Source organism: Actinomadura latina NBRC 106108 (assembly GCF_001552195.1).
Lineage (GTDB): Bacteria > Actinomycetota > Actinomycetes > Streptosporangiales > Streptosporangiaceae > Spirillospora > Spirillospora latina.
Map to the genome: position 1 here is coordinate 98,255 of NZ_BCQS01000012.1, position 20,769 is coordinate 119,023.

19 protein-coding genes and 2 pseudogenes are annotated in these 20,769 nt (G+C 72.4%); 14 read left to right on the top strand and 7 right to left on the bottom strand.

Annotation, left to right across the window (positions count from 1 at the left end):
* Positions 1-266: 266 nt before the first annotated feature.
* Positions 267-722, top strand: a complete 456-nt coding sequence (locus tag AL2_RS18235; RefSeq protein ID WP_067635355.1) for an excisionase family DNA-binding protein — start codon at positions 267-269, stop codon at positions 720-722.
* Between the two features lie 174 nt (positions 723-896).
* Here AL2_RS18235 and AL2_RS37540 read toward each other — a convergent pair whose 3' ends face one another.
* Together AL2_RS37540 and AL2_RS18240 are read right to left on the bottom strand one after the other, a co-directional pair.
* Complete coding sequence (locus tag AL2_RS37540; protein WP_157438225.1) at positions 897-1,103, bottom strand: hypothetical protein; 207 nt, start codon at positions 1,101-1,103, stop codon at positions 897-899.
* Positions 1,104-1,142: 39 nt separating this feature from the next.
* Positions 1,143-2,651 (bottom strand): PucR family transcriptional regulator, encoded by a 1,509-nt coding sequence (locus AL2_RS18240; protein WP_067635077.1) that lies wholly within the window; start codon positions 2,649-2,651, stop codon positions 1,143-1,145.
* A gap of 114 nt (positions 2,652-2,765) precedes the next feature.
* Here AL2_RS18240 and AL2_RS18245 point away from each other — a divergent pair, with 114 nt between their 5' ends.
* The 3 genes from AL2_RS18245 to AL2_RS18255 all read left to right on the top strand — a co-directional run bounded on the left by AL2_RS18245 (position 2,766) and on the right by AL2_RS18255 (position 5,703).
* Complete coding sequence (locus AL2_RS18245; RefSeq protein ID WP_369688512.1) at positions 2,766-4,025, top strand: NAD(P)/FAD-dependent oxidoreductase; 1,260 nt, start codon at positions 2,766-2,768, stop codon at positions 4,023-4,025.
* A gap of 86 nt (positions 4,026-4,111) precedes the next feature.
* Positions 4,112-5,041, top strand: a complete 930-nt coding sequence (locus AL2_RS18250; RefSeq protein WP_067635079.1) for a DUF2637 domain-containing protein — start codon at positions 4,112-4,114, stop codon at positions 5,039-5,041.
* 53 nt (positions 5,042-5,094) lie between these two features.
* A complete protein-coding gene (locus AL2_RS18255) occupies positions 5,095-5,703 on the top strand; it encodes a hemerythrin domain-containing protein (RefSeq protein ID WP_067635080.1) in 609 nt (202 codons plus the stop codon).
* Between the two features lie 64 nt (positions 5,704-5,767).
* Here the strand turns inward: AL2_RS18255 and lpdA are convergent, their stop codons facing one another.
* The gene (lpdA, locus tag AL2_RS18260; protein WP_067635081.1) at positions 5,768-7,171 is read right to left on the bottom strand and encodes a dihydrolipoyl dehydrogenase; all 1,404 of its coding nucleotides are present in this window, start codon (positions 7,169-7,171) and stop codon (positions 5,768-5,770) included.
* A 338-nt stretch (positions 7,172-7,509) separates the two neighbouring features.
* Here lpdA and AL2_RS18265 point away from each other — a divergent pair, with 338 nt between their 5' ends.
* From AL2_RS18265 to AL2_RS39240, 4 genes and pseudogenes are all read left to right on the top strand, one after another.
* The gene (locus tag AL2_RS18265; RefSeq protein WP_067635082.1) at positions 7,510-8,160 is read left to right on the top strand and encodes a hypothetical protein; all 651 of its coding nucleotides are present in this window, start codon (positions 7,510-7,512) and stop codon (positions 8,158-8,160) included.
* A gap of 64 nt (positions 8,161-8,224) precedes the next feature.
* A complete protein-coding gene (locus AL2_RS18270) occupies positions 8,225-9,610 on the top strand; it encodes an MFS transporter (protein ID WP_210748525.1) in 1,386 nt (461 codons plus the stop codon).
* Positions 9,611-9,711: 101 nt separating this feature from the next.
* Positions 9,712-9,810, top strand: a pseudogene (locus tag AL2_RS39235) (hypothetical protein); the annotation flags it as partial.
* Between the two features lies 1 nt (position 9,811).
* Positions 9,812-9,919: pseudogene (locus AL2_RS39240) on the top strand (hypothetical protein); the annotation flags it as partial.
* 54 nt (positions 9,920-9,973) lie between these two features.
* Here the strand turns inward: AL2_RS39240 and AL2_RS18280 are convergent.
* Positions 9,974-11,200, bottom strand: coding sequence for an ABC transporter substrate-binding protein (locus tag AL2_RS18280; RefSeq protein WP_067635084.1), 1,227 nt, complete (start codon positions 11,198-11,200; stop codon positions 9,974-9,976).
* 281 nt (positions 11,201-11,481) lie between these two features.
* On the opposite strand from AL2_RS18280, the gene AL2_RS18285 reads away from it, so the two are divergent.
* The 6 genes from AL2_RS18285 (at position 11,482) to AL2_RS18310 (ending at position 17,605) form a co-directional block, all read left to right on the top strand.
* Entirely contained in the window at positions 11,482-13,998 is a 2,517-nt protein-coding gene (locus tag AL2_RS18285) for a sensor histidine kinase (RefSeq protein WP_067635085.1), read from the top strand.
* A 6-nt stretch (positions 13,999-14,004) separates the two neighbouring features.
* Positions 14,005-14,382 (top strand): DUF742 domain-containing protein, encoded by a 378-nt coding sequence (locus AL2_RS18290; protein ID WP_067635086.1) that lies wholly within the window; start codon positions 14,005-14,007, stop codon positions 14,380-14,382.
* Positions 14,363-14,986: a GTP-binding protein gene (locus AL2_RS18295; protein ID WP_067635087.1), complete on the top strand. Its 624-nt coding sequence runs from the start codon at positions 14,363-14,365 to the stop codon at positions 14,984-14,986. Before AL2_RS18290 ends, AL2_RS18295 begins: the two co-directional genes overlap by 20 nt.
* 28 nt (positions 14,987-15,014) lie before the next feature.
* A complete protein-coding gene (gene galT, locus AL2_RS18300; RefSeq protein WP_067635088.1) occupies positions 15,015-16,055 on the top strand; it encodes a galactose-1-phosphate uridylyltransferase in 1,041 nt (346 codons plus the stop codon).
* A gap of 93 nt (positions 16,056-16,148) precedes the next feature.
* Positions 16,149-17,075 (top strand): WD40 repeat domain-containing protein, encoded by a 927-nt coding sequence (locus tag AL2_RS18305; RefSeq protein WP_067635089.1) that lies wholly within the window; start codon positions 16,149-16,151, stop codon positions 17,073-17,075.
* Positions 17,066-17,605 (top strand): HAD domain-containing protein, encoded by a 540-nt coding sequence (locus AL2_RS18310; protein WP_067635090.1) that lies wholly within the window; start codon positions 17,066-17,068, stop codon positions 17,603-17,605. Before AL2_RS18305 ends, AL2_RS18310 begins: the two co-directional genes overlap by 10 nt.
* Positions 17,606-17,666: 61 nt before the next feature.
* Here the strand turns inward: AL2_RS18310 and AL2_RS18315 are convergent, their stop codons facing one another.
* The 3 genes from AL2_RS18315 to AL2_RS18325 are packed head-to-tail and all read right to left on the bottom strand — an operon-like array spanning position 17,667 to position 20,727.
* Positions 17,667-18,467 carry a sugar phosphate isomerase/epimerase family protein gene (locus tag AL2_RS18315; RefSeq protein ID WP_157438227.1) on the bottom strand — a complete coding sequence of 267 codons (801 nt, stop codon included), beginning with the start codon at positions 18,465-18,467 and terminating at the stop codon, positions 17,667-17,669.
* Entirely contained in the window at positions 18,464-19,585 is a 1,122-nt protein-coding gene (locus tag AL2_RS18320; protein WP_067635092.1) for a dihydrodipicolinate synthase family protein, read from the bottom strand. Before AL2_RS18320 ends, AL2_RS18315 begins: the two co-directional genes overlap by 4 nt.
* A complete protein-coding gene (locus AL2_RS18325) occupies positions 19,582-20,727 on the bottom strand; it encodes a Gfo/Idh/MocA family protein (protein ID WP_067635093.1) in 1,146 nt (381 codons plus the stop codon). Before AL2_RS18325 ends, AL2_RS18320 begins: the two co-directional genes overlap by 4 nt.
* Positions 20,728-20,769: the final 42 nt, after the last annotated feature.

Below are 20,769 nucleotides of genomic sequence, written 5' to 3' on the forward strand. Positions count from 1 at the left end.
GCCGCCCGCCTCGGATCGGCGCAAGCCCCCAGCAGCACACCCGTCGACGAACGGAACCACGCGGCGGGCCCACCCTCGGCGACCTGATCCGGCGCCGTGGCGGCGTCGCCGTCTTCCTCGGCCGGTTCATCGCGTTCTTCCGCGCGACCATGTCCGCGCTGGCGGGGATGTCCCGCATGCCGCGCCACGTGTGTAGCGCCAGCACCGAGCACGGCCTTGTTGCGTTTATTTCGTTGGTTGCGCATACTGCGAATAGGGAGGTTGTGATGACTGGTGTGCAGGTCAGGTCGATCGAGCCGGGGGCGATCGACGCTCAGGCCGCGGAGCGTGCGGTCCGGCGTATCAAGGACTACCTCATGCGGCATCCGGACGAAGGAACGATCCGGGTCACTGGAGAGTCGGGTGAGAAGGACCCGCTGGTCCTTCCTCGGGACGTGGTGAGCATGCTGGCCTTCATCCTGAGCCAGGCCGCCGAGGGCAGAGGCATCTCCGTCGTCCCCTCGCGGGCCGAGTTGACCACTCAGCAGGCTGCGGATCTGCTGAACGTATCCCGTCCGTACTTGATCGGATTGCTGGAGTCGGGAGCGCTTTCTTATCGCATGGTGGGTCGTCATCGCCGTATCACCGCCGAGGACGTCATGGAGTACAAGCGTCGTGATGATCTGAAGCGTCGGAGCGCCGCTGATGATCTAGCAGCCCTTGGGCAGGAACTTGGGGCCTGACGATGTCCTTCGTCGTCGTTTACGACGCCAATGTCCTGTACGGGAACACGCTGAGGGACTTGCTCATCCGACTCGCCCAGGCAGGCTTGGTTCGGGCGAAATGGACTCACCGGATCCTGGACGAGATGCTCTCGAACCTCGCCGCCGACCGCCCTGGCATCCCTCCGGAGAAGCTCACGCGGTTGCGGCGGCGGCCGCCGTGCTCGTCCAGGCCGCGCTGGTCACCTGGGCCGTCCAGCCGCAGTTGTCGCCCCGCCTGACCGGCCGGGAGTACCGGCTGGCGGTGGCCCCCGTGCTCTCGAACAGGACGTCACCGCTGGACGCCTGTCCGCCGTGATCAGAGTGGACGACCGGGGACGCGCCGCTCTCATCCGCCTCCAACCCCGCTGACCACCGCCTCGCATGGGGGTGACGTGTGGGTTATAGGCGGTTGTCCAGGGCGCTTAGTTGGAGGCGGAGGGCCAGGCGGAGCCGGGGGGACGAGAGGTCCAGCGGGGTCACCTCGGCCATCCGGCGTAGGCGGTAGCGGAGGGTGTTGGGGTGAACGGACAGGGCCTCCGCCGTGCCTTTCGGATCGCCGTAGTGGTCCAGCCAGGCGGCGAGCGTCGGCAGGAACGCCGTCCCGTGGGTTTCGTCGTGGGACCTGAGGGCGCCCAGCGGGCCGCCCAGGAAGCCGGCCTCGACGCGGGTGGCCCTGCGGGCGCGCTCGACGATGACGGCGTCCCAGGCGTCCTCCAGCAGGACCAGGCCGGGGGGCGGGCGGCCGGACGCGATGAGGGCGTCGAGTTCGGCGGCCTCGGCGCGGGAGCGGGGGAGTTCGGCGGGGGAGCGGGCGAGTCCGCCCGCCGCCGCGTACAGGGAGCGGTCGTGGGCGCGGACCTCGGTGAGGACGGTGCGCAGCCACGGCATCGATCCGGCTTCGTGTCCGGTGTGCGGCCGGTCGGTCAGCACGGTGTAGAGCGCGCCGTCGAGGTCGGTGAGGAGGGGGCGGTGCCAGCCGAAGCGGTGCGTGATCGCCTCCCACAGGTCGAGGCGGCGGCGGAGGTCCTCGCCGCCGCCGAGGACCACGGCCCGGCACGGGGGTTCCGCCGGTACGGGGGTGCCGTCCCGCAGTGCGTCGCGCAGCTGGCCGGCCGACATCCGGCGCGCGACGCCCGCCTCGGCCCGCAGGCGCAGCAGCTGCAGGGCGACGACGGACGCGAGGTCGGTGAGCCGCCGCACGCGGTCCGGCGGGATCGGCGTCCGCGCCACCACCCAGATGGAGCCGAGCCACTCGCCCCCGGCGCGCACCGGGATGACGAGCCTCGGCAGCATCTCGTCCGGCCCGGCCGGGACGAGGATGGGGTCGGACGAGCGCGCCAGCTTCCGGAACACCCCGCAGGCGCGCAGATGGGCGATGACCTGCGGCGGGACGCGGCGGCCCACGATCGTGGAGACGCGGGCGGGGTCGGTGGTGTCCTGGCGGCCGGAGTAGGCGAGGACGCGGGAGCGGGCGTCCTCCAGGGTGACGGGCGCGTCGGCGATCTCGGCGGCGGTGTCGGCGAGCGCGAACAGGTCGTCGTGCACGCCCTGCGGCGCGTAGGCGCGGTCGATGGCGCCGCGCACCAGCCAGACGACGTGCGTCCAGGACGTGTCGGGCTGAAGTTCGATGAGAGCGGGCTTCAGGGACCGTGCGGCGGCGGCGACCTCCGGGGCGACGGGCGCCTTCAGGACGACGCCGTCCGCCCCGGCGGTGTCGGCCCGTTCCAGCAGGGCGACGGCATCCGCCGGATCGGTCACGCCGACGCCCAGCACGACTTCGCCGGGCTGCCCCGCCGCCTCGCCCGGCTCGGCCAGGACGACGTCGTGCACCTCGCCGCCGCGGCCCGGGGTCACCAGCCTGAGCAGCCCCAGCGAGTCGACGAGGTCGGCGACGCGGAGCTTCACCATCCGTCCATTGTGCCGTCCGCACGATGAGGCTCCGCCGGATTGGCCGAACGCGACAGAGACGACTGCCCGGACGCGGCCCACCATCGAAGTGTCACGCATTCAGCGAGGAGAGGAGTGGCCATGGCTCTCGACGCAGCGCCGCGCCGGGTCGCCGTCGTGGGCGCCGGCATGGTCGGGCTGTCCACCGCATGGTTCCTGCAGGAGCACGGGGCCGACGTCACCGTGTTCGACCGCGAGGACGTCGCCGCCGGCGCGTCCTGGGGCAACGCCGGCTGGCTGACCCCCGGCCTGGCGACCCCGCTGCCCGAGCCGGCCGTCCTCTCCTACGGCGTGCGGGCGGTGCTCAGCCCGTCCTCGCCGGTCTACGTCCCGCCGAGCGCGAACCCGCGGCTGCTGCGGTTCCTCGCCGGGTTCGCGCGCAACAGCACGGCGGTGCGCTGGCGGCGCGCGATGGAGTCCCTGGTGCCGATCAACGGCCGGGCGCTGCCGAGCTTCGACGCGCTGCTGGACGGCGGTGTCGAGGCGCAGACGAACGAGGCCGGGTCCTTCCTCGCCGCGTACCGGACGGCCGGGGAGCGGCGCGTCCTGCTGGCGGAGATCGAGCACATCCGCGCGGCCGGCCAGGCCTTGGAGTACGAGGCCCTGACCGGCGACGAGGCCCGGCTGCTGGAGCCCGCCCTCTCCGACGAGATCGGCGCCGCGATCGTGCTGCGCGGCCAGCGGTTCATCAACCCGGGCGCGTTCGTGCACGCCCTCGCCGACTCCGTCCGTGACCGGGGCGGCAAGATCCGGACGGGCGCGGCCGTGACCGGCATCGCCCATCGCAAGGGCGGCGTCTCCGTGCGCACCACGGGGAGCGACTTCGAGGAGTTCGACACGGTCGTGCTCGCGAGCGGCGTGTGGCTCGGCGATCTCGCCCGGCCGTTCGGGGTCCGCTCGCTCGTGCAGGCGGGCCGCGGCTACAGCTTCAGCGTGCCGGTGGACCGCGTCCCCGACGGGCCCGTCTACTTCCCCGCCCAGCGCGTCGCCTGCACGCCGCTCGGCGACCGGCTGCGCGTCGCCGGGATGATGGAGTTCCGCAGCCCCGGGGCACCGCTCGACCCGCGCCGGATCAAGGCGATCGTCGAGGCCGCCCGCCCCCTCCTGCGCGGCGCCGACCTCGACGCCCGGCAGGACGAGTGGGTCGGCTCCCGCCCCTGCACCCGGGACGGCCTCCCGCTGATCGGCGCGACCCGCTCACCCCGCGTCTTCGCGGCCGGCGGCCACGGCATGTGGGGGATGACCCTCGGCCCCGCCACCGGACGCCTCCTCGCCGAGCAGATCGTCACAGGTCGGCGGCCGAGCGAACTCGACCCGTTCGATCCGCTCCGCTGACGACTGGGGGATATTGCCGGTTTCGTCCCGGGCGGCGCGCTACCGTCACGGGGGTGATCTAGCACCCCTGTGACGGGAGGGACGCGATGGACCGGACGACGATGCCGCTGACCCGGGCCCAGCGTGTCCTGGCCGGGGTCGGCGGCCTGTTCTTCGCGGGCCTCGCCGGGCTGGGCGGCTACGGCTCCTTCGCGTCCGTCCGCGACGTCGCCGAGCCCTGGTTCGGCGGCGAGGCGTGGATCGTCCCCGCCGGGGTCGACCTGGGCATCCTCGCCCTGGTCTCGGTCGCGCTCCTGCTGGAATGGCTGGCCATGCCCATGCCGGCCCTGCGCTGGACGGCCTTCGCCTTCACCGCCGCCACCGTCTGGCTCAACATCTCCGCCGCCCGCGGCGACATCACCGGCATGGTCATGCACGCCGCCATGCCCATCCTCTTCATCACCTTCATCGAAGCCGTCCGGCACGCCATCCGCCGCCGCGCCGGAATCGCCGCCGGCATCGTCCGCGAAGGCGTCCCCGTCGCCCGCTGGCTCCTGGCGCCCTTCTCCACCTTCCGCCTGTGGCGCCGCATGGTCCTGTGGCAGATCACGTCCTACCCCGACGCCCTCCAGGCCGAGCAGCGCCGCCGCCACGCCCTGGCCCTGCTGGACGACCACTACGGCCGCAAATGGAAGTCCAACGCCCCCACCGACATCGTCTGGATGCTCAAAGACGGCGTCATGCTCGACCAGGCCCTGGCCCGCGTCACCGACCTGACGACTCCGCCCCCGCCCGAGCCCCAGGCGCCGCCCGAGCCGAAGAAGGCCCCGCCCAAGAAGGTCCCGCCCAAGAAGGTCCCGCCCAAGAAGCCGCCCGTTCCGCGCAGCGTGGCCACCGACAACGAGGCCCAGGCCCTCGCCATCATCGACGCCGAGCCGAACATCACCGGCGCCGAACTGGGCCGCCGCCTCAACATCAGCTCCCGCCAGGGCCAACGCCTCCTGAGCCGCCTCTCCAGCCCCGCCCCGACGTCCTAGCCGGTCACGTTCTCCCCTTCCGATCCGTCTAGGAACTGAACGGAAGGGGAACCATGTCCAACTACGACTGGACCGCGATGTACGTGATGCACAACGCGCTCAGGCGAGAGCTGGAACAGCTCGCCAAGGTCGCCGCGCGCGAGGACGGCGAGGCGCGCCGAATCCTCGCCGGGGCGCCGGGCTGGGAGCTGTTCGAGACAGCCCTCCACATCCACCACACCGCCGAGGACGAGGCGCTCTGGCCCCCGATGCGCGAGGCCCTGGCCGACCGCCCGGACGCCCTGGCCCTCATGGACGCGATGGAGGCCGAACACGCCGCCATCGACCCGGCCCTAGAGGCGATCGACGCCGGCACGGAGCCGCTCGCCCCTCTCGTCGACACGCTGACCACCGCACTGACCACCCACCTGAGCCACGAGGAGGAGGCCGCGCTGCCCCTGATCGACGCGACCCTCACACCCGCCCAGATCGCGAACTTCGGCCAGGTGCACGGCGCGAAACTGGGCCCCAACGCCCCCCGCATCATCCCCTGGCTGCTGGACGGCGCCGACGAGAAGACCGCGGCGGCGATGCTGGCCGTCCTCCCGGAACCGGCCCGCGCCGCCTACGAGACCACCTGGCGCCCCGCCTACGCGTCCCTCGACCGCTGGAACCTCGCCTGACCGTCGGCCGAGGCCGGCGACCGCGGCCGGCGCCGCCCCGTGCGGGCGCGCCGGCCGCCGCGCGTCAGAGGTTGATCATGTGGCCGGCCAGGCCGTGGATCGCTTCCTGAATCGCTTCGCCCAGGGTGGGGTGGGCGTGGACGTTGCGGGCGACCTCGTTGACCGTCAGGTCCCACTTCTGGGCCAGGGTCAGTTCGGGCAGGAGTTCGGTGACCTCGGGGCCGATCAGGTGGGCGCCGAGGATCTCGCCGTACTTGGCGTCGCTGACCACCTTGACGAAGCCGTCGCCCTCGCCCATGCCGAGCGCCTTGCCGTTGGCGCTGTAGGGGAACTTCGCCGTCTTCACGTCGAAGCCCTGCTCCTTGGCCTGGGCCTCGGTGTAGCCGAAGGAGGCGACCTGCGGCTGGCAGTAGGTGGCGCGCGGGATCATGATGTAGTCGAGTTCCATCGTCTCGGCGTCCGCGATGGTCTCGGCCGCGACGACGCCCATGGCCTCGGCGGCGTGCGCGAGCATGAGCTTGGCGGTGACGTCGCCGATGGCGTAGATGTGCGGGACGGACGTCCGGCAGCGGCCGTCCACGTCGATCGCGCCGCGCTCGGTCAGGGCCACGCCGGTCTTCTCCAGGCCGTAGCCGTCCACGTTGGGCTGGAAGCCGATCGCCTGCAGGACCTTGTCGGTCTCGATGACCTGCTGGGCGCCGTCCTTGCCGGTGACGGTGACCTTCACCTTGTCGCCCGAGTCGTCGATCGCGTCCACGCGGGTGGCGGTGAGGACGTCCACGCCGAGCTTGCGGTACCGCTTCGCCAGCTCCTTCGACACGTCGGCGTCCTCGTTCGGGACCATCCGGTCGAGGAACTCGACGATCGTGACCTTCACCCCGTAGTTGTGCAGGACGTAGGCGAACTCCACGCCGATCGCGCCCGCGCCGGCGATGACGATGCTCTCCGGCAGTTCCGCGCTGAGGATCTGCTCCTCGTAGGTGACGACCCGCTCGGAGAGGGACGTGCCCGGCAGCAGCTTGGTGTGCGCGCCCGCCGCGATGATGCAGTTGTCGAACGTCACAGTCTCGGACGAGCCGTCCTGCCGCGACACCTGCACCGTGTTCGGGTCGGTGAAGGTGCCGCGCCCGTCATAGGTCGTGATCTTGTTCTTCTTCATCAGGAACTGGACGCCCTTGACGAGCTTGTCCGACACCTGCCGGCTGCGCTGGAACGCGACGCCGTAGTCGAAGGACACCCGCCCCTCGACGTTGATCCCGAAGGTCTGCTGCTCCCGCGTGAAGATGTGCGCGAGCTCCGCGTTGCGCAGCAGCGCCTTCGAGGGGATGCAGCCGACGTTGAGGCACACCCCGCCCCAGTACCTCTCCTCGATGATCGCCGTCTTCAGCCCGAGCTGTGCCGACCGGATCGCGGCGACATATCCACCCGGGCCCGCGCCGAGGATCACGACGTCAAAGTGTTCGCTCATATCAATGGACACTATTCGGCGCGGCCGCCTCCTCGCATCCCGATGCGCCGGGCCGGGCGCCGACCGAGGGCCGGCGCACGTTTCATGGCGAGGGCCACAGCACCCTTTCCCGCCAGCCAGGGGAGCAGTCAACTACTGTTAGTGTTTCGGACGGCCTCCCGCCGGTCACCATCTGCGGGAGCCGTTCAACCGAGAGGGCGGCGCGCCGGGCGGCGCGAGCCCCGACCGTCCCGGCCGCGGAGCCCGGCGGTGCACCCGAGCAGGCGGCGTCGCGGCGATGGAACATCGTGCCGCGCGCCGGTCGTTGCCCACCCGAAGCCGAGTGGAGGAGTCGCGGAGTGAGGATCCCCAAGCGCGTCAACACCGTCCTGGACTGGATGGAACAGCATTTCGTCGCGCTTGCCGTGGTCGTCGCGCTGGTGGTGGTCGCGCTCGTCGCCCTGCTGGCCCCGGCGGCGGTCGGCTTCCCGGTCGCCGGGTTCGTCCTCGGCACGGCGGTGGGCGGGTTCGTGGTGCACCTCCGGCTGAGCCGCCGCATCGCCCGCGCCCGCTCGGACGTCGACAACCTGCTGCGGGAGAACGGCGCGCTGCGGCACCGCAACACCGTCCTCGCCAGCGGGGTGATCACGCGGGAGTCGCAGGAGACGCAGGCGCTCGTGTCGATCCCCGAGGACGACCTCCTGCAGGACGACCTCCTGGAGGACGGCCCGCACGCCGATCCGCAGCGCACCGCCACCCTCGACGAGCTCCTCGACGGCGACCCGCAGCGCACCGACGAGTTGCCCGGCGAGCTGCCCGGTGAGCAGCCCGGCGAGCAGCTGGGCGCCGGGGCCGCCTCGGACCTCCCCGAGGTCCCGGACGACGACGACGACCCGCAGCGCACCACCGTCCTCGCCACCCGGCCCGCGGACGATCCCACCGGTGAGGACGACGAGGACACCGCCCGCACTCACCGCAGCGCGAAGAGGAAGAAGACCAGGAAGGCGTGACCGTGCGCTGACTCCGGGTCACCGAGGCCGCCGATCGGCGTTAGCTTCGTCGATCATCGGGCAGATGCACCGCGTGAAAGACGACCCGGAGCGCGCCGTCCGCGGCGCGAGCCTGACGGCGGACAAGGGCGGTACCGGCGCCGTCCACAAGGCCGTCATCGCCTCGGCCATGGGGAACTGCATCGAGTGGTTCGACTTCGGCGTGTTCAGCGCCGGGGTGATGACCGCGATCATCGGCACGGTGTTCTTCCCGGCGGAGGCGGCCGGCAGCGCGTCGCTGCGGTCCTTCGCGCTGATCGCGGCGGCGTTCCTCGCCCGCCCGTTCGGCGGGCTGTTCTTCGGGCCGATGGGCGACCGGCTCGGCCGCAAGCGGGTGCTGGCCGCCACGATCATCCTGATGTCCGGCTCGACGTTCGTGATCGGGATCCTGCCCGGCTACGCCACGATCGGGATCGCGGCGCCGCTGGCGCTGCTCGGCGTCCGGCTGATCCAGGGCTTCTCGACGGGCGGCGAGTACGGCGGCGCCGCCACGATGATCGCCGAGTACGCGCCGACGCACCGGCGCGGGTTCTTCGGCAGCTTCCTGGAGTTCGGCACGCTGACCGGCTACATCCTGGGAGCCGGCCTCGTCTTCGTCATGGACCTCGCGCTCAGCGATCAGGCGATGCACGCCTGGGGCTGGCGCATCCCGTTCCTGGTCGCGCTGCCGCTCGGCCTCGTCGGCCTCTACGTCCGGACGCGGATCGAGGACACGCCGACCTTCCAGCGCATGGAGCAGGAGGGCAAGAAGGCCCAGTCGCCGCTGAAGGAGACGCTGCAGCACTACTGGCGCGTCATCGTGATGCTGATCGGCATCGTGTTCCTGCTGAACGTCGCGGACTACACGCTGCTCACGTTCATGCCGTCCTACCTCGTCGACTTCATCAAGATGGACGCCGAGACGGCGCAGCTCATCACGATCGGCGTCGAGGCGGCCATGATGGTCGTGATCCTGCCGCTCGGCCACCTCTCCGACCGGATCGGCCGCAAGCCGCTGCTGCTGACGGCGGCGATCGGCTACATCTTCCTGGCCTGGCCGGCGTTCGCTCTCATGCAGACCGACAACAAGCTCGGCGTGGCGGCCGGCTACGCCGTCGTCGGCGGACTGCTGGTGCTGATGCTGGCGGTGATCGGCGCGACGTTCCCGGCGATGTTCCCCACCAAGGTGCGGTACGGGGCATTCGCCATCGGCTACAACATCTCGACGTCGCTGTTCGGCGGGACGGCGGCGGTGCTCGTCGGGTCGCTGATCGACGTGACGGGCTCGAACTACATCCCGGCGTACTACCTGATGCTGGCCGCGCTCGTGGCGCTCGTGCCGATCATCATGATCCCGGAGACGGCCGGGGTGCCGATCGAGGAGGCCGGGAACGAGCGCGTCCCGGAACCGGCGGGTTACGGCGCGGGCTGACCCGTGTGCCCCACCTGGGCCGGGCGAGAACGCAGCGGATCGAGGACGCGGCCGGCGGCGCCTACCGCGTCAACCGGCGGCTCGCCTATACGCTCGGCGACGGCGAGCCGGTGCTGCCGGGGACGTTCGTCGACTACGAGGGCTCCCCGCGCGAGTACGAGCTGAGCGTCGCGCAGACCGTCCTGCACGTCCACACCCGCTATCGACGACCGGGTGCTGCTGACCTACCTGGTCAGCGCCCACTACTCGGCCGCCGTGCTGGTCCCGGACGCGCTCGGCGTCCTGGAGAACGTCGAGACCGCCCGCTGAGCCCGCCGAGACCGCCGAGACCGACGCGATCACTGACAGCGCCGGGACGCGCGCCTACCCCTTGATCTGCGTCCAGGCCTCGGCCCAGCGGGAGTAGTCGACGCAGGTGTTGCCGCGGTCGTCGCCGCAGTCCTCCACGGGGGTCTTCCAGAAGGCCAGGCGCTTGTAGAAGTCGGGGTCGCCGACGTGGTACGTCGAGCAGAAGCCCTTGGCGGTGTACCCGCACGCCTTCGGGTTGGCGGGGGCCTCGCCGAACCACTGCGCGACCTGGGCCTGCACCTTGGGGGTGGTGACCCAGTTCATCCACTTGTACATGCAGGTGGGGTGCTGCGCCTTCGAGGAGACCATCCAGGTGTCGGACCAGCCGGTCGCGCCCTCGGACGGGAGGGTGGTCGCGACCGGCGCCTTGTCCGCGAGGGTCAAATTGGCGGTCACCTGCCACGCGGTGCCCGCGTAGTTGTAGCCGCTCTTGAACGACTGGAGTTCGTCCAGGTAGTTCGCCCAGTACTGGTTGACGTTCGGGCGCTGCTGCTTGAGCAGGCCGATCGCCGCCTGGAACTGCTTCTCGTCCAGCTCGTACACGTCTTTGATCTTCAGGTCGGGACGGTGCGCCTTCAGGTAGAGGGCCGCGTCCGCGATGTAGATGGGGGAGTCGTAGGCGACGACGTGCCCGGCCGCCGGGGTGTCCTTCTCCCACACGACGCTCCACGAGGTCGGACGTTGCGGGATCTTGTCCGTCCGGTACATGAGCATGTTGGCGCCGTAGCCGTGCGGAACGCCGTACATCTGGCCGTTGACCGAGTTGTACGGCTGGTCCTTCAGGTACTTGGCGATGTCGCCGTAGTTGCTGAGGAGACCGGTGTTGACGGGCGCGACCGACCCGCCGTAGATGAGCCGCAGGCTCGCGTCGCCGGACGCCGACACGCCGTCGTAACGGCCGGTCTTCATCAGCGCGACCATCGAGTCGGACGTGTCGGCGACCTTCGTGTGCACCCGGCAGCCGGTCGCCTTCGTGAACGGGGTGACCCAGTCGACGCTCTTGTCGCTGGAGCCGTCCTCGGCGTAGCCCGCCCAGGCGACGAGATCGAGCCGCCCTTCCGGGGTGCCGAGCTCCTGCATCATCGGGATGTCGGGCGGTCCGGCGGCGGACGCGGAGTCGCCGCTGCATCCGGCGGTCAGCGCCGCGACCGTGGCCAGCGCGCCCGCGGCGAGCACCGCCCGCGACCTGCGCATGCGGACGAGCGACCCGGCTTTTTCCGTCGCGTGGGGAGAACGAGCCATCACGCTGAGGCATCGTAGGGGTATTTTCGTCCATCTGTGCACACAAAACGTGATGATCCGGAAACTGTCGACACACGGCGCCGGACGGTCTTAGGCTCTCCTACCGTTCCCCCGCGACCCGCCACGCACAGCAGTCGCTTCCGTCTCGCCAGCCGTCCGAACGAGTGAAAGTTCTAGCCGCAGTGCCAAATCGAGGCCGCACCACCACGGACTCAGCCGCCGGCCGCCGGCGGGCTCCCAAGGCAGCGCGATTCCGGTCCATCCGCTTCAAGGTCGTCCTCATGGTCACCGTGTCGGTGGTCTCCCTCGGCGTGCTCTGGGCGTTCGCCGCGAGCATCGCGCTCGGCGAGGGGCTCAACCTCCGGCACGTCAAGACCGTCCAGGACCACTACGGGTACCCGTCCGGCGCGCTCGGCAGCGCGCTGCAGGCGGAGCGGCGGCTGTCGATGGTGTACCTCGGCGGCCGCGCGGAGGGCGACCGCGCGTCGATGGAGTCCGGCCGGCTGGTCACCGACCGGCAGGCCGACCTGTTCCGCCGGCTCGCCGGGGACGCGGGCGCCCGCGACGCCGCGCCGGAGCCCACCCGAAAGCTCGCCGACAAGATCATCAGCGAGCTGGACGGGCTGGCCGCCCGCCGCCGCGCCATCGACAACGGCGCCGTCGACCGGGACCGCGCGTTCGCCGACTACACCGCGCTGCTCGGCGACGTCGGCGCGCTCCAGGGCTCCCTCGCCACGCTGGACAACTCCGAGGTCGCCAAGGACGCCCGCAACGAGGCGTCGCTGACCCGCGCCCGCGAGGTCCTCGCGCAGGAGGACGCGCTCCTCGCCGGCGCGCTCGCCGCCGGCCGGATGACGGCCGCCGAGCACTCCCGGTTCGTCAAGCTCGTCGGGACGCAGCGCGCCCTCTACGGGTACGCGGCGGCCGAGCTGCGCTCCGCCGACCAGGCCTACTACCAGCGCGTCGTCGCGATGCCCGAGTACGGTCGGCTCCGCACGCTGGAGGACCGGTTCGTCGGGTCCGCCCGGTACGCCAAGAACAGCGCCGGTAACGCCGGGGTGCTGTGGAAGACCACCGCCGACTCCAACCTGACCCGGCTGCGCGGCCTCGAACTCGCCGTGTCCGAGGGCGCGGAGCGGCGCGCCGAGCCGATCGCCGCCGGCATCATCACCCGCGTCGTCCTCGCGGGCGCGCTCGGGCTCGTCGCCGTCGCCGCGTCCCTCGTCCTCGCGATCTGGGTCGCCCGGTCCGTCATCCGCGAGCTGGCCCGGCTGCGCCGCGAGGCGATCGACCTGGCCGACGTCCGGCTGCCCGGCGTGATCCGCCGGCTGCGCCGCGGCGAGGAGGTCGACGTGGCCGCCGAGGCGCCGCCGCTGGCGTTCGGCACCCGCGAGATCGACCAGGTCGGCGACGCGTTCAACGCCGCCCGGCGCACCGCGATCCAGGGCGCGGTCGAGGAGGCCACGCTCCGCCGCAACGTCAGCGACGTGTTCGTCAACCTCGCGCGCCGCAGCCAGACGTTGCTGCACCGCCAGCTCAAGCTGCTGGACGCGATGGAGCGGCGCATCGAGACCCCCGACGACCTCGAGGACCTGTTCCGCGTCGACCACCTCGCCACCCGCATGCGGCGGCACGCCGAGGGCCTGATCATCCTGTCCGGGCAGGCGCCCGGCCGAGGCTGGCGCAGCCCCGTCGCGATCGTCGACATCGCCCGCGCCGCCGCGTCCGAGGTCGAGGACTACACCCGGGTCAACGTCGCCCCGATGACCCGCGCCGCGGTCGTCGGCCCCGCCGTCGCCGACGTCATCCACCTGCTCGCCGAGCTGATCGAGAACGCCACCGCGTTCTCGCCGCCGCACACCACCGTCCAGGTGCAGGGGCAGGCCGTCTCGCACGGCTTCACGCTGGAGGTCGAGGACCGCGGCCTCAGCATGGACGAGCCGAGCCTCGCCGCCGCCAACGAGCGGCTCGCCACCGCCGCCGAGTTCGACCTGTCCGACAGCGCCCAGCTCGGCCTGTTCGTCGTCGGGCGGCTCGCCCGCCGGCACGGCATCAAGGTGACGCTGCGGACGTCCCCGTACGGCGGCATGACCGCGATCGTCCTGCTGCCCGAGGGCCTCGTCGTCCCGGACGAGGGCGACCCCGCGCAGGCCGGCCCCGCCCTCACCACCCGCCGGGCGGAGGACGCGCTCGTCCCCGTCGGCTCGGTCGTCGGCGGCCGGGACCGGCAGGAGCGCGGCGGGTCGGTGCTGCGGCTCGCCTCGGGACGGCACGCCGCCCCCGCGTCCGCGCCGTCGGAGGCCGCGTCCGCCGGCGGCCCGCCCGCCGAGGAACCGGGCGCCATGACCGGGCCCATCCCCATGTTCGGCGACCCGGGGCCGATGACCGGCCCCATCCCGGTGTTCGAGGAGCCGATGCAGGGCCCGGCGCCCGCGCCGCGCTCGGCGCCGTCGCCGTGGGGCGACCCGCCGCCCGCGCCCGAGCCGGAGCCGCCCGCGGCGGCGGCCGGACCCGCGGCCGAGCCGCCGGCCGCCAAGCCGGGCGTGCCGCGGTCGCCGCGCGAGGTCCGGCGGCGGCCCCCCGGCGGGTCCGGAGCGGCCGGCCGGCCGGCGCTGCCGAAACGCGTCCGGCAGGAGAACATGGCCGCCCAGCTGCGCGAGGACCGGTCCGCCGCGCCCACGCCGCCCGCCGAGCCGCGGCCGAGCCGGTCGCCCGAGGAGCTGCGGTCGATGATGTCGTCCATCCAGCAGGGCACCCGGCGCGGCCGCGCCGAGGCCCTCGACACCGAGGAATCGTGACGGGCCATGACCGGTCCTGGCAGCGAATGGCTCGATGACGAGGCCGGCCCGATCGTACGGTCGTACGCGCTCACCCGCGGGCGCGCGCGGCCCGCGACCGGCGAGGCCTTCGACATGATCACGATAGTCTCGACCGCGGCGCGGCCCCGGTCGGGCTCGCCCGGCATCGGCCCCGAGCATCTCGACATCCTGGAGATGTGCGTGCAGCCGCAGCCGGTGGCCGAGATCGCCGCCCGCATGAAGCTCCCGCTGGTCGTCGTGCGCGTCCTGCTCGGCGACCTGCTGCACCACCGGCTCATCACCGCCACCCGCCCCCAACAGGAGAGCCCGCTCTCCCAGGAACGTCTGCTGAGGGAAGTGCTCCATGGTCTCCAAGCCCTCTGAGCCCGCGGAACCCGAGGGACCCGGCCCGGCGGTCCCGGTCGCGGTGAAGATCCTCGTCGCCGGCGGCTTCGGGGTCGGCAAGACCACGCTCGTCGGCGCGGTCAGCGAGATCCGCCCCCTGCAGACCGAGGAGCTGCTCACCGACCGGAGCGTCGGCATCGACGACACCGAGGGCATCGAGCAGAAGACCACCACCACGGTCGCGATGGACTTCGGCCGCATCACGATCCGCGACGGCCTCGTCCTGTACCTGTTCGGCACGCCCGGCCAGGACCGCTTCTGGTTCATGTGGGACGAGCTGTCGTTCGGCGCGCTCGGCGCCGTCGTCCTCGCCGACACCCGCCGGCTCGCCGACTGCTTCCCCGCCGTCGACTACTTCGAGAACCGCGGCCTGCCGTTCGTCATCGGCGTCAACTGCTTCGACGACGGCTACGACTACACGTCCGAGGAGATCCGGGACGCGCTCGACCTCCGCCCGGACACCCCGGTCGTGCTCTGCGACGTCCGCGAGCGAACGTCCGGCAAGGAGGTGCTGACGACGCTGGTGAGGCATCTGCTGAGCGTGCACGAGGCGCAGAACGCGGCGGGCGCCACCGCTGGGTGATCCGGCCGCACTGTAGGCTTTCGGCGCCATGAACCGGATACGCGCCCGTCTGTCGGACGGCCGAGAGATCGTCTACTACGACGAGGCGCCGGGGCGGGTGCCCGTGCCCGACCCGCGCGGGCTGCGGCCGGCCGAGGCGGTGTGCGAGACGCGCCGCGACCCGCTGACCGGCGAGCACGTCACGATCACCGCGCACCGCAACACCCGCACGTTCCTGCCGCCCGCCGACCAGTGCCCGCTGTGCCCCGGCGGCCCCGCCGCGGAGATCCCGGACCCGTCCTACGACGTCGTCGCGTTCGAGAACCGGTTCCCGTCCTTCGACGTCCGCACGCCGCCCGTTCCGCCGGAGATCGACGGGGTGCCGCGGGCCCGCGGCGCGGGACGCTGCGAGGTCGTGTGCTTCACCGACGACCACGACGCGTCGATGGCGGGGCTGCCCGTCTCCCGCGTCCGGACGATCATCGACGCGTGGGCGGACCGCACCGCCGAGATCGCCGCGGTCCCCGGCGTCCGGCAGGTCTACGTGTTCGAGAACCGCGGCGTGGAGATCGGCGTGACCCTGCACCACCCGCACGGGCAGATCTACGGGTACCCGTTCATCACGCCGCGCACCGAACGCATGCTGGAGATGGCCGCCGCCACCCCGGGCCTGTTCGAGGACGTCCTGAAGGCCGAGCGCGCGGGGAGCCGCGTCGTCCTCGCGGGCGAGCACTGGACGGCCTACGTCCCCGCCGCCGCGCGCTGGCCGGTCGAGGTGCACCTGATGCCGCACCGCCACGTCCCCGACTTCACCGCGCTGGACGCCGCCGAACGCGACGAGCTGGCCGTCCTCTACCGCGACCTCCTCCGCCGCTGCGACGGCCTCTACGGCACCCCGCTCCCGTACGTCGCCGGCTGGCACCAGGCGCCCGCCGGGAACGACCTCCTGCGCCTGCACCTGGAGCTGTTCTCCGTCCGCCGCGCCCCGGGCAAGATCAAGTACCTGGCGGGCTCCGAGTCGGGCATGGCCGCCTGGATCAACGACGTCCCCCCGGAGGACATCGCCGCCCGCCTTCGCGCCGCCGGCTGATTACAGCTGCGCGGCGCACGCAAGTGTCACACCGCGACCGAGTTTCCACGCATCCGTGGAACGATCGCGGCCGGGTGGCCTAATCTCCGTCGCATGCCGGAAAGCGTGCCCGCGGAACCGCTGGCGCAAGGTTCGTTCGACAGCGTCGCCGCCACCGCGGAGGGCGCGCCGCTGGCGTTCACCTCGCAGGCGGCGCGGGGCGCGAACGCCGGTCAGCTGTGGGACCTGACCGCCGGCGCCGCGCTCGGCCCGCCGATCCCCGACTTCCCCACCGACCGGGCCGACTGGGCGTTCGGAGTCCCCGCCGGCTCGCCGACCGTCGCCTGGACGCACCGCGACCGCGTCCACGTCCAGGACCTGTCCACGGGCCACGAGCCGGTGTTCGACGGCCAGCCGGACCTCCTCGGCCTGGCCGTCCACCACGGGCGCGCCGCGGTCGTCGCCGTCTTCGGCCCCGCGAACGACGCCGAGGTGGTCGCGTGGGACGTCGTCACCGGCGATCGCCTGGCCGAGTTCACCGTCTGGCTCGGCCACCGCACGGCCATCGACCGCTGGATCCTGCACGCCACCCCGGCGACCGGCCCCCTCATCGGCCTCCCCGGCGACTCCGCCGTCAGCCTCCTGGACATCGAACGCGGCGAGGAGATCGCCGCCCTGCCCGCCGCCCTGCCCGCCGCTGTGCCCGCCGCCGTGCTGACCCCGTCCCCCGACGGCCTGGTCCTCGTCCAGCCGGTCCCCTCCGGCCTGCACGTCCTCGGCCTGGACGGCGACCGGCTCGCGACCCTGGAGACGCCGGCCCCGTGCGACCCGGTGGCGGCGTCCCTGGTGGACGGCCGACTCCTCGTCGCCGCCGCCCTCCAGGACGAGCCCGGCACCCTCCTCGCCTGGGACGCCGCGACCCCGGCCCCGTCCCACCGCATCGAGGTCCCGGCCCCCGCCAACGATCTGGCGCTCTCCCCGGACGGCACCCTCCTCGCGGCCACCGACGACGGCCTTCACATGGCGCGCCTATGTGGTTAGGCGACGTCCCCCGCCCCGGTACCCGCGACGGAAGGCCGCTCCTCTACCTCGACGTAGACGGCGTCCTGAGCCCGGACACACCGAGCGAGGGGTTCACCGAACACGCCATCGGCCGCCTGACCGTCCGGATCAGCGCCGAGCACGGCATCTGGCTGCGCAACCTCTCGACCAGCTACGACCTGGTCTGGGCGACGACCTGGGAAGAGCACGCCAACGAGCACATCGGCCCCCTCCTCGGGCTGCCGCCGCTGCCCCACGTCGACTTCTTCGACTACACCCCCCGGCGGGGCGACCCGCGCATCCCGGTGATGCAACTTCCGTACACCCGCAAATGGGCGCCCATCCTCCGCCACGCGAACGGGCGCCCCTTCGCCTGGGCCGACGACGTGCTCCCGCTGACGATCAGGCGGCAGGCGTTCCCGCACCGCCGACACCTGCGCCTGCTACCGGTGAACCCCGCCCGCGGCCTGACGTTCGACCAGGTGAGAGCCCTGCACCGCTGGGCCGCCCGCCTGGAGTGCCGCGGCTAGTCAACACCTCGTGCCGGGGATCAGGAGCATGAGGGTGGTGCGCCGCTGCGCGACGGGTGCGTCATGTGATGTGTTCTTTGTAGCGGGACAGGGTCAGGGCCAGGGCTTCCTGGCCCGGCATGGCCCAGAGTTCCTCGTTGAAGATCTCCACTTCGATGGGGCCGGTGTAGCCGGTCGCGTCGACGGCCTCGCGGAAGCGGCGCAGCTCGATGCAGCCGTCGCCGAGCATGCCGCGTCCCGTGAGGACGCCCTCGGGGAGGGGCGTCACCCAGTCGGCGACCTGGAACAGGGCGAGGCGGCCGACCGCGCCCGCGCGGGCGATGCCGTCCCAGACGTCCGGGTCCCACCACAGGTGGTAGGTGTCGATCATCACGCCTACCTGGGAGGACGGGAAGGGCGCGGCCAGGTCGAGCGCCTGGCCGAGGGTGGAGACCACGCAGCGGTCGGAGGCGTACATCGGGTGCAGCGGCTCCAGCGCGAGCCGGACGCCGTGCTCGCCCGCGTAGGGGGCGAGCTCGGCCAGGACGTCCGCGACGCGTGAGCGGGCGCCGTCCAGGTCGCGGGATCCGTCCGGCAGTCCGCCGCTCACCAGGCACAGGACGGGGGCGCCCAGCTCGGCGGCCTCCTCGATGGCGCGGCGGTTGTCGTCCAGCGCGGCCGGGTCTTGGAAGAAGCCGCCTCGGCACAGGGACGTCACCGTGAGGCCGTGGTCGCGCATGAGTTCGGTCGTGCGGGCCACGCCGTAGTCGGCGACGGGCTCCCGCCACAGGCCGACACCCGTCACTCCGGCCGCCGCGCAGCCTTCGGCCAGGTCGGGCAGGGGCCAGTGCCGGGTCGTCCACTGATTCAGGCTGAACCTCATCGCTCGGCTCCTTGGACGGTCAGCCATGCGCGCACCCGGTGCGCCGCCAGAGCGGGGTCCGGGAAGAGACCGGCGGCGTCGGCGAGCTGGAAGAGGCGGACCATGTGCGGGACGGAACGTGCGGTCTCCAGCCCGCCGACCATGCGGAACTGCCGCTGATGGCCGGCCAGCCACGCCAGGAAGACCACACCGGTCTTGTAGTAGTAGGTGGGCGCCTCGAACAGGTGGCGGGAGAGCGGCACCGTCGGGGCGAATATCTCTTCGTAGGACGCGAGGTCGCCGTCATCGAGCGCTTGCAACGCCGCAGCGGCGGCAGGTGCGATCGGGTCGAAGATGCCGAGCAGCGCATCGCTGTGCCCGATGTCGTCGCCCCTGATGAGCTCCGGGTAGTTGAAGTCGTCCCCGGTGTAGAGGCGGACGCCGGGCGGGAGGCGGCGCCTGAACGCGATCTCGCGGCCCGCGTCCAGCAGCGAGATCTTCACGCCGCCGATGCGGGACGCGTGGTCGCCGATCAGGGAGAGGAGCGCGTCGGCGGCCGCGTCCAGGTCGGGGGAGCCCCAGTAGCCGTCCAGTGCCGGGTCGAACATCGACCCCAGCCAGTGCAGCACGACGGGCCGCTTGACCTGGGGCAGCAGCCGTCCGTACACCGTCGCGTAGTCCTCGGGGCCGTGCGCGGCGGCGGCCAGGTGGCGGCTCGCCATCAGCACGGGGACGGCGTCGACCGACTCGATCACGGCGAGCTGCTCCTCGTAGGCGGCGACGATCGCGTCCAGCGTCGCGGGGCCGGGCGGCAGCTGGTCGGTGCCGGCGCCGCAGCCGATCCGGCCGCCGGTTGAAAGCGCTTCCCGGCCGCTCCGCAGGATGAGCTCGCGGGTCGTCGCCCAGTCCAGGCCCATGCCGCGCTGCGCGGTGTCCATGGCCTCGGCGACGCCGAGCCCGTACGACCACAGGTGCCGGCGGAACGCCAGGGTCGTGTCCCAGTCGAGCGAGTCGCCGCCGGGGACGACGTGCGCGGCGGCATACGCGACCCGCGACGAGGCGGGGCCCGGCGGCCGCGCGTAGGCGCGCGGCTCGCCCATGACGTGCGGTGCCTCCAGGCCCGGTAGCTCGATCTTCACAGCTCCGGCACCTCCAGGCGGCGGCCCTCCCGCCAGGCCCGCAGTCCCAGCTCGGCGAGCTGCACGCCGCGCGCCCCCGCGTAGAAGTCCCAGGGGAAGGGGCCGTCGTCGGCGATGTGCCGCAGGAACATCTCCCACTGCGTCTTGAACCCGTTGTCGAACTCGGCGTTGTCGGGGATCTCCTGCCACTGCGCGCGGAAGTCCTCGGTGGCGGGCAGGTCGGGGTTCCATACCGGCTTGGGCGTCATCGACCGGTGCTGGACGCGGCAGCGCCGCAGCCCGGCGACCGCCGACCCCTCCGTGCCGTCCACCTGGAACTCCACCAGCTCGTCGCGGAACACCCGCGTGGTCCAGGACGAGTTGATCTGCGCGACGATCCCGCCGTCCAGCTCGAAGATCCCGTACGCGGCGTCGTCGGCGGTGGCCTCGTACGGCTTGCCGTCCTCGTCGGCCCGCTCGTGGATGTGCGTCGCCCCCAGCGCCTGCACGGAGCGGACGGGGGCGATCACCCCGTCCAGCACGTACCGCCAGTGGCAGAACATGTCGAGGATGATGCCGCCGCCGTCCTCGGCCCGGTAGTTCCAGCTCGGCCGCTGCGCCTCCTGCCAGCCGCCCTCGAACACCCAGTAGCCGAACTCGCCGCGCACCGACAGGATCCGGCCGAAGAAGCCGCCGTCGACGAGGCGCTTCAGCTTGAGCAGTCCCGGCAGGAACAGCTTGTCCTGGACGACGCCGTGCTTGACGCCCGCCTCGTCCGCCAGCCGGGCCAGCGCCAGCGCGCCCGCCAGGTCCTCGGCCAGCGGTTTCTCGGTGTAGACGTGCTTGCCCGCCGCGACGGCCGCGCGGATCGCGTCCACCCGGGCGCCGGTGACCTGCGCGTCGAAGTAGACGTCGACGCCCGGCCGCGCCAGCGCCTCGGCGAGGTCGGTCGTCCACTCGGCCAGCCCGTGCCGTTCGGCGAGATCGCGCAGCTTGGCCTCGCTGCGCCCGACGAGCACCGGCTCCGGCCACAGCACGGTGCCGTCGCCCGCGCGCACCCCGCCCTGCTCGCGGATCGCGAGGATCGAGCGGAGGAGATGCTGGCGGTACCCCATGCGCCCGGTGACGCCGTTCATGACGATCCCGATGGACCTGCGTGCCATCCCGTTCCTCCCCAACCTTGGGAAAGCGCGTTCAGAAAGCGC

What these genes read in the sequence shown, in the direction of transcription:
- AL2_RS18235 (WP_067635355.1), top strand. Translation starts at nt 267, where the DNA reads ATGACTGGTGTGCAGGTCAGGTCGATCGAGCCGGGGGCGATCGACGCT.
- AL2_RS18240 (WP_067635077.1), bottom strand. Translation starts at nt 2,651, where the DNA reads ATGGTGAAGCTCCGCGTCGCCGACCTCGTCGACTCGCTGGGGCTGCTC.
- AL2_RS18250 (WP_067635079.1), top strand. Translation starts at nt 4,112, where the DNA reads ATGGACCGGACGACGATGCCGCTGACCCGGGCCCAGCGTGTCCTGGCC.
- AL2_RS18255 (WP_067635080.1), top strand. Translation starts at nt 5,095, where the DNA reads ATGTCCAACTACGACTGGACCGCGATGTACGTGATGCACAACGCGCTC.
- lpdA (WP_067635081.1), bottom strand. Translation starts at nt 7,171, where the DNA reads ATGAGCGAACACTTTGACGTCGTGATCCTCGGCGCGGGCCCGGGTGGA.
- AL2_RS18270 (WP_210748525.1), top strand. Translation starts at nt 8,225, where the DNA reads ATGCACCGCGTGAAAGACGACCCGGAGCGCGCCGTCCGCGGCGCGAGC.
- AL2_RS18280 (WP_067635084.1), bottom strand. Translation starts at nt 11,200, where the DNA reads ATGGCTCGTTCTCCCCACGCGACGGAAAAAGCCGGGTCGCTCGTCCGC.
- AL2_RS18285 (WP_067635085.1), top strand. Translation starts at nt 11,482, where the DNA reads ATGGTCACCGTGTCGGTGGTCTCCCTCGGCGTGCTCTGGGCGTTCGCC.
- AL2_RS18290 (WP_067635086.1), top strand. Translation starts at nt 14,005, where the DNA reads ATGACCGGTCCTGGCAGCGAATGGCTCGATGACGAGGCCGGCCCGATC.
- AL2_RS18295 (WP_067635087.1), top strand. Translation starts at nt 14,363, where the DNA reads ATGGTCTCCAAGCCCTCTGAGCCCGCGGAACCCGAGGGACCCGGCCCG.
- galT (WP_067635088.1), top strand. Translation starts at nt 15,015, where the DNA reads ATGAACCGGATACGCGCCCGTCTGTCGGACGGCCGAGAGATCGTCTAC.
- AL2_RS18305 (WP_067635089.1), top strand. Translation starts at nt 16,149, where the DNA reads ATGCCGGAAAGCGTGCCCGCGGAACCGCTGGCGCAAGGTTCGTTCGAC.
- AL2_RS18310 (WP_067635090.1), top strand. Translation starts at nt 17,066, where the DNA reads ATGTGGTTAGGCGACGTCCCCCGCCCCGGTACCCGCGACGGAAGGCCG.
- AL2_RS18315 (WP_157438227.1), bottom strand. Translation starts at nt 18,467, where the DNA reads ATGAGGTTCAGCCTGAATCAGTGGACGACCCGGCACTGGCCCCTGCCC.
- AL2_RS18325 (WP_067635093.1), bottom strand. Translation starts at nt 20,727, where the DNA reads ATGGCACGCAGGTCCATCGGGATCGTCATGAACGGCGTCACCGGGCGC.